6 protein-coding genes and 3 pseudogenes are annotated in these 6,146 nt (G+C 35.6%); 4 read left to right on the forward strand and 5 right to left on the reverse strand.

What is annotated here, in order from left to right; all coding sequences use genetic code 11:
• Positions 1–339: 339 nt before the first annotated feature.
• Positions 340–765 (reverse strand): hypothetical protein, encoded by a 426-nt coding sequence (locus AZF08_RS21310; protein WP_033679159.1) that lies wholly within the window; start codon positions 763–765, stop codon positions 340–342.
• A 341-nt stretch (positions 766–1,106) separates the two neighbouring features.
• Entirely contained in the window at positions 1,107–1,793 is a 687-nt protein-coding gene (locus AZF08_RS21315) for an IS6 family transposase (protein WP_033679158.1), read from the reverse strand.
• Positions 1,794–2,034: 241 nt separating this feature from the next.
• Between AZF08_RS21315 and AZF08_RS21320 the strand changes: the two genes are divergently transcribed.
• A complete protein-coding gene (locus AZF08_RS21320; protein ID WP_033679157.1) occupies positions 2,035–2,613 on the forward strand; it encodes a dihydrofolate reductase family protein in 579 nt (192 codons plus the stop codon).
• A gap of 200 nt (positions 2,614–2,813) precedes the next feature.
• Here AZF08_RS21320 and AZF08_RS31485 read toward each other — a convergent pair.
• A pseudogene (locus AZF08_RS31485) lies at positions 2,814–2,951 on the reverse strand (IS6 family transposase); the annotation flags it as partial.
• 312 nt (positions 2,952–3,263) lie between these two features.
• Here AZF08_RS31485 and AZF08_RS21330 point away from each other — a divergent pair.
• A complete protein-coding gene (locus AZF08_RS21330) occupies positions 3,264–4,103 on the forward strand; it encodes an NPP1 family protein (protein WP_033679156.1) in 840 nt (279 codons plus the stop codon).
• 166 nt (positions 4,104–4,269) lie between these two features.
• On the opposite strand, the gene AZF08_RS21335 is transcribed toward AZF08_RS21330, so the two are convergent.
• Both AZF08_RS21335 and AZF08_RS21340 read right to left on the reverse strand, forming a co-directional pair.
• Positions 4,270–4,974 carry a trypsin-like serine peptidase gene (locus tag AZF08_RS21335; protein WP_051725988.1) on the reverse strand — a complete coding sequence of 235 codons (705 nt, stop codon included), beginning with the start codon at positions 4,972–4,974 and terminating at the stop codon, positions 4,270–4,272.
• A gap of 83 nt (positions 4,975–5,057) precedes the next feature.
• Entirely contained in the window at positions 5,058–5,372 is a 315-nt protein-coding gene (locus AZF08_RS21340) for a hypothetical protein (protein WP_051725990.1), read from the reverse strand.
• A gap of 392 nt (positions 5,373–5,764) precedes the next feature.
• Between AZF08_RS21340 and AZF08_RS30145 the strand changes: the two are divergent.
• Together AZF08_RS30145 and AZF08_RS21345 are read left to right on the forward strand one after the other, a co-directional pair.
• Positions 5,765–5,839 (forward strand): annotated as a pseudogene (locus AZF08_RS30145) (IS6 family transposase); the annotation flags it as partial.
• A gap of 76 nt (positions 5,840–5,915) precedes the next feature.
• Positions 5,916–6,146 (forward strand): annotated as a pseudogene (locus AZF08_RS21345) (IS6 family transposase); the annotation flags it as partial.

Genomic DNA, 6,146 nt, shown 5'->3' on the forward strand with positions numbered 1-6,146 from the left:
AATTCATCCATCAATTGTTTGGACTAACAGCATAAAATACAATTCCGCTAGAAATATATGCGCTATATTCTCTTTTATTTTATCTTTGCACCAGAACCAGTTTGTTTACTATATAGCTCATGTTTAAATTATTGGAGGTGGGTTGTTAAAAACAAAAATAGGAATAGGTGTAGAGATCGGTTTTTTGATCTCATAAACCAAATAGTTTCAAAACTTATAAATAACGAGTAAAGGCTACCGATTAACGGTAGCCCTTGGAGAATTCGCTATGCGTACAGATCTCCATCAATTCCTTTGATTTTCAACCTTGCGATCGGACTGTAAAATTCTCATCCCGTTCTATGGTTGAAAAAATAACACATTGACTGTGACATACATCCAACATGGGTCGTCCATGTTCCCATCAGTGAGCCGCATTTTGCAAACAATATCGTCACCCTCTACCCAGGTTTCAGCAAGCAGTTGTCCCAGCGGCCGTTCACGCATTTTAGGTGCACTCAAATTCCCGTCAGTGAAGGCACAGTTGATTGCGCTTAACCCGACAAAAGTCCAGTTTGCCCCTGCCGGTCGAGTTACACGCTTTCTCTGTTCCATCGGGCGACCGGGCTTCAGATGATCGGGCCCACTTTGGTTATGAAAGCCGAATTGAACTATGGTTCCACCCAGAACTCGACCCACTTCCGTTATAGATTTGACTTCACGTGGAAATGTTTCGTCTGGAAGCACATAACCCGCAACCTTAGATTCATCGAATATCTCTGTCATAATTCACGCTCCTTAGAGTTGAATAAATACCCTACAAGTAACAGGATGCCTATATTTAAAGTAGATATTCCACAAACGGGCGCTTTAATTGAATAAAAGGAGAACACATATTAGTCATGTATAATATGTGTTCTCCTTTATTTTTAAGGATTTTTATAATTTAGGTCTTGATAATGTACGATTTTCTTTTTTTGATATGGTGACCCCTTTTAGTGAATTTAATTAATATGCGGGGAACCTTTGGGAATCTCTAAAGAATATTATGATCATGCGTATGTTTTGGCCGGTTCTGTTGCAAAGTTTTCTAATAGACAAAGCAAAGCTAAATGAGTCGTTAAAGTTTATACGCTTGTTAATAAATTCCATAATTCATCATACGTCGAAAAACCGAAATCTGGGTTCAGATTTCGGTTTCGTTTATATAAAGCATGAACAGTTTCCATTCCTTTTATTGTACGTGAAGCATGACGAAGACTTTGAAATCCTGCGGATTTAACAAAGCGTCGCTTTATATGTCTATGGTCCTGTTCGATTAGATTATTTCGATATTTAACCGTGCAATGTATAGTTTCTTTATAGAATCCCTCTTTTCTTAATTTTTTAAACGCACAAAGTAATGCGGGCGCTTTATCTGTAGTGAGAACCGTTGGTTCTCCAAAGTTTTTTAACAATCTTTTCATAAAAGCATATGCCGCCAAATGATCACGTTTTTTACGGAGTTGAATATCCAATGTGTATCCATCTTTATCGATCGCACGATATAAATAACACCATGTTCCTTTCACTTTTATGTAGGTCTCATCTAATTTCCACGATAATTGTACATTTTTGTTTTTCTTTTTCCAAATTTGATAGATCAGGTTTCCATATTGATGAACCCAACGCATGATGGTTGTTGGATGAACTGATATTCCACGTTCTCTCAAGAGTTCAGATACATCTCGATAACTTAAAGAAAAGCGACAATAGTAGCCAACGGCTACTAAAATAATATCTTTTTTAAATTGTTTTCCTTTAAAATATCTCATTTGTGATTCTCCTCGCTCTGTTTTGCAAAAGTTTAGCTTACTTTTAAAAACTTTGCAACAGAACCTTTAAAACACTTGATTCATGTTTCCGTACCCCTTATTCCGTTAAAGGGCCATTTTCTGGAATAAGAGAAGGGGTTATTTGTTAGTAAATCGAAGTTAATTCAGAAGATGTTTTTTTAATTTATCATCGGGGCAATTTACCAATACGCAAGATCATAAAAATATTCGAGGAGAATATATGGGGAAAATAATTGCAAACGTGAGTAACACATTGGACGGTATTTTTACGGGTCCGAAAGGCGAAGAAAGTAACATGGTAAGCTGGGCGATGCCTGGCATCATTGATTCTACAAATGATGGTTTAGAGATGTTCCAGAAGGCTGAAGCAATCTTGATGGGGAGGGTCACATATGAAGGCTTTGCAGGCTATTGGCCGTTCCAAGAGGGAGATTGGGCTGATGCCATGAATAAAACAAAAAAGTTTGTCGTAACTAATAATCGCGAGCTTACGGAAATTCACTGGGGAGACTACGATGATACCATTTCTCTGCTTAACTCTGAAGTAATGTCGAAAGTAAGGGAGCTGAAAAGAGAAATCAAGGGTGATATCATTGTGCCCGCGAGTGCAGGTCTTGTTCAAAGTTTGATTAATGCTAGTCTACTTGATGAACTCCGAATCATCATTCATCCGGTCATATTGGGCAGCGGAAAACGTTACTTCGACAGCATCGAAACACGTCACGACATAAATTTGATAGAAACCCAGCTTTACGAAACAAGTGGTTCAATGTTGATGCGGTATGAAACCGTCAAATAAAACGAGTTATAAAAAAACGTCTGAAAAAATTCTTGTAAACTTTGAATATCACCACATAGTTCCAAATTGAACAACCTTGTCCTGGAAAAGAACATATTACTCTAAGTGAGTATTTTGTTGGGGTGATTGATCATGACTTGAAAGGTTCTGTTGCAAAGTTTCCTAAGAGATAAACAGAGGCATGAAAGTATGGGGAAAGATTATTCGACTACTAGTAATTGTTGCAATTCATGATACACCGAAAAGGCGGAGTCTACTTGAAGACTTCGCCTTTGTTTGTAGAGGGCATGATCGGTTTCGATTCCTTTTATCGCACGTGAAGCATAACGAATACTTTGCAACAGAACCAACGATTCCTTCTTTTTGGAGCTACTACTAAACCTAAAACAAGAGGAAAGGTGATATTCATTGCCTCATCCTCTTGTTTTTTCGTTAACTCACCGCTTAACTGAATCCTTATTAGTTTATTTTAAAAATTTCTCAATATGAATATAGTAATTTTTTAGTTTTAATATTAAAAATTAACAATATATATTATATGATATAGAATATATACTGGTCATTATACTGATTTCCCTTACTTAGTACTATTTTGAAAATCGAGAATTTCACTCTTCTTTTTTATCAAATATTTAATAGGAGGTTTTATTTTGAATAAGAAAGGATATTTAAGTATATTTTGTTCTTTAGCTGTATTAGCAAGTGGGGCTAATGTAGCATTCGCCGAAAATACTAGCAAGCCCTCTTCAGTACAAGCAAGTCAAGATCCCACAAAATTTCTACCTACACTACAATTTGATGGAACAGACTGGTCTGATTCAGGAGAACAAAATTTCCCGCAGGCTTTTAGGTTTCAATCTTATGACGACAATATAGAGCACAATAAAGAAAATCTGATTAGATTTAAAATTGGAGAATCCGTATCTGGAATCGGTTCAACAGGCTGGCAAAATAGAGGCCCAAATGATCAAAGGCCTGCTGTATACTTCCATAGTGTTACAAAGGGAAATTATGAAGTATATGAGTATTGGCTATATTATGCAGATAATGATTGGATTAATGATCATGAACATGATTGGGAAAAGTATTTTGTGTACTTAAAAGATGGAGAGCCAACGCATTTACTTATATCTAATCACAACGGATATAAAATAAAGCCTTGGTCAGATATTCCTAAAGATAATAATCATCCTCTTATAGGAGTAGATGGAGGCTCACATGCAATGAAATGGAAATCAGAAGATGGTGTGCAAATTCGTTATAATGGGGAAATCTCAAAAAACAATGGTCGTTTAGATGAAGGGGATAATTCCATTCAGCAATGGGTTATATATAGTAATGATACTTTAAAGGGAGTACTACCATATTTGAATAAACCAGATATTTTCTATTATGGTGATCCAGAATATAAACTGAATTCTAATGAATATGGTGATCCTAGGGATGCTCCATGGAAAAGAGCAGAATGGAATACCCCTCCACTTCCGTAAATAACGTAAATTATAGAGGCGTTATGTTATGGAAAGTGAATTTATTGTTTCAATAAATGTAAATTATAAAAAAGCAGATGCCTTTGGATTAACATACAGAAGGCATCTGTTTTTTTTAACTATTATTACTTAACACATAATCTACTAAAGAGCACTTAAAATTCTTTTACTGTCTTTTAAAACTTTCAATTGCATTAATAACCTCTTGAGTTATTCGTGCACCTCGGTTTAGATCCGTTCCATTATAACCAACATGAATAGCATATACTTGGTAATTGTAATCATACATAGGAGCACCACTTTGCCCTCCGTATGTATCAACATTATGATATGCTACATTATTAGCTGTCCTTACAATTGAACCTACACCCGTCCACATCTGACCGTAACTTTTATCACCTGGATATCCTGTGACAGTAATACTACCATTAGGTAAACCTGAATTATATCCAAACCATCTTGTTTGATTTCCTAAATCTTTATCAATATTTATAACTGCCCAATCATCAGCTGGACGTTCAGGGCCGATGTAACTTGGAGATATATGAACTTGGCGTATTTTTGCTGTTCCGTAAGGATTACTACCTTCATTTTTTCCTGGTGATACTGTCATGGATGTTGTACCCTCACTAACACAATGCGCAGCGGTTACTACCGTTTTAGGACCTACCATCCATCCTGTACAGCCATATTGAACATTAGATACCCCAGCCAAATGAACGACAGCACTATTTGGAAAATCTGTTGTCTTTGTTATCCGTGTTCTTATATCATTACCTAATACTACAGCAGAGGTATTTATGCTAAAACTAGTAAAAATTAGAATAGAAGCTAAACAAATAAATAGATATTTTGGTATTATTTTTCTCATTGTTATTCACCTCGGATTATAAGTTTTTCTTAATATCTTATACGGAGATTGCTTAAGAAATGGATTATATAGACATAATATGTTTAAGGATACACGGCATATACACTAACGTTAAAATCACTAAATGCACCTGATGGATTGGCAATATAATAAGACCTTGATGTTGTAGGGGATGACGTTGTACCATCAGATACACCAGAAAGTACGACAGGGTCTTTCCCTCCCGATTTATCCCGCATTACATTAAAATAAACCCCTGCTGGTGCTGTCCATTTCAAAGCATATGTACCAGATGGTAAACTTTCAACAGCAAAGTTACCGCTAGAGCGATTTTTTTGTCCTGATTGAGGACGGGCTTCAGAAGTTACAGTAGTAATTAATTTTAAGTTTTCTCCCAAAGTATGGATTGGTAGATTCGGCTTATCTTTATCTAAATAGATAATACCTGAAACCATTTTTTGTTCATTTTGAATGGATTGCTCTGCTGCAAAGGCAGATCCTCCTCCAGATACTGTAAGTAAAGATAATGCTGCTACTGATAGACACTTAGTTTTTAATCTCATAAAATATCCCCTTCCTAAAATAAAATTTATAAATACAAACGAACTGTTCACAATCTATCATAAGTTAAAAAAAATGAATTTTGAGTATTTTAACTGAAATATATTCGCAATCTATATTGAGAAATATTATCAACAGGTTTTTTCGGTTCTGGTGCAAAAACTCTAAAGCTCTTGCAAGTAATCTCCTAAACTTGGACATACTGATAATATTACTCTAAAAAAGGTGTGTGATCGGTATGAAAAAGGGAAATTTGTTCAAATGGAAGCACTATCAGCCTGATATTATCTTATTAACGGTACAACCTAAGTTTTCRGGTTCTGGTGCAAAGTTTTTTAAATGAGGCTACACTCTAGAAAAAGGAACGAGGAGAATCACAGATGGGGTATTTTAAAGGAAAACAATTCAAGAAAGATATTATTTTGGTAGCCATCGGCTACTACTGTCGTTTTTCTTTAAGCTATCGTGATGTCTCTGAAATTTTAAGAGAACGTGGAATTTCAGTTCATCCGACAACCATCATGCGCTGGGTTCATGAATACGGGAACCTGATCTATCAAATTTGGAAGAAGAAACATAAAAAGGTTCAATTCTATTGGAAACTAGATGAA

Origin of the sequence: Bacillus gaemokensis (assembly GCF_001590835.1) — a bacterium.
Classification (GTDB): domain Bacteria; phylum Bacillota; class Bacilli; order Bacillales; family Bacillaceae_G; genus Bacillus_A; species Bacillus_A gaemokensis.